A 1,487-nucleotide genomic window follows, 5' to 3' on the forward strand; every position below is an offset into this window, starting at 1 on the left:
GGGTGGGCCTGGAGCAGGGCATGCCGGTGGACGCGGTGTTCCAGCTGGTGCCCGACCGACTGGGCAACGTGTGGATCAGCAGCAACCGCGGAGTACTGCGCACCGACATGGCCACGCTCAACGCCGTGGCCGACGGACGCGCGCCGCGGGTCACGGTGGAGCGTTACAACGAGATCGACGGCATGGCCAATGCGCAGGCCAACGGCAGCTCCGGTCCCTCGGCGATCCTGCGCCAGGACGGCACGTTCTGGGTGGTGACCGCCGGTGGCTTGAGCACGGTCGATCCGCAGCGGCTGCAGCGTTTCCGTGAACGCCCGGCACCGCCTGCGGCAATCGAGAACGTACAGGTCGACGGTGCACCGGTGCACTGGGAAGGCCCCGAGCGCAACCTGATTCCCGGTGGGCGACGGCTTGCGGTGAGCTACGTGGGCCTGAGCTACCTGATGTCCGACCGCATCCGCTACCGCACACGGCTGGAGGGGCTGGACAACGGCTGGGTGGAACGTGGCCCGCAGCGCAGCGTGGAATTCGTCGGCCTGCCGCCGGGTGATTACACGCTGCACGTGGCCGCCGCGCACCCGGGTGGCAGTTGGGGGCATCAGGAAGCAGTGTGGAGCTTTACCGTCGAGCCGTTCTGGTGGCAGCGGCACAGCGTGCAGGCGCTGATCGGGCTGGTGCTGCTGTCCGCGCTGGTGGCGCTGTACCGCTTCCTGCTGCAGCAGTACAAGGCCAGCAACCTGCGCCTGGCACGGCGCGTGGACGAGGCCACCTTCGACCTGCAGGCGCAGACCGTGCACCTGCAGGCGCTGAACCAGGAGAAGACCGAGCTGGCCGAGCGCCTGGCGCGGCAGGCCGAGGCGTTCGAACGGCAGGCCCGCGAAGACGCGCTGACCCGGCTGGCCAACCGTCGCGGCTTCGACGAGGCGCTGGCCCGCGACTTCGCCCGCGCCCAGCGCAGCGGCCATCCGCTTTGCCTGGTGGTGCTGGACATCGACCACTTCAAGGACGTCAACGACCAGCACAGCCACAGCATCGGTGATGCGGTACTGGTGGAAGTGGCCCAGGTGATCGCTGCCGCCAGCCGCGATTCGGACCTGCCGGCACGCACCGGCGGCGAAGAATTCGCGCTGCTGCTCAATGACACCCGGCTGGAGGAAGCGGCGCAGCTGTGCGCGCGCCTGCGTGGCCTGTTCCATGACCACCCGGACTGGGCCGGCATCCCCGGCCTGCGGGTGACCTTCAGCGCYGGCCTGGTGGAACTGGACGGCGACGACCGCACCCCGGCACTGCTGTACCAGCGCGCCGACCGCGCGTTGTACCGCGCGAAGAGTGACGGCAGGGATCGCACGAGCATCGGTTGATCCAATGCAAAGCATCCACGCATGGCGTGGATCTACTGGCATTGCCGTACCAATCGGCGTGCCGACCAACGGTCGGCACCCACCAAAAAGGTGACTCACCACAGCCCTAGCCGGCAGGATCCATCG

The 1,487-nt window shown here is 68.6% G+C and carries 1 protein-coding gene; it reads left to right on the plus strand.

Annotated elements, in window-relative coordinates; genetic code table 11:
- Positions 1 to 1,361 (plus strand): diguanylate cyclase (locus AC1VAN_RS21635; protein ID WP_480986721.1); only part of this gene is annotated, 1,361 nt, incomplete at its 5' end.
- Positions 1,362 to 1,487: the final 126 nt, after the last annotated feature.

Source organism: Stenotrophomonas sp. 05L44_2, assembly GCF_056665995.1.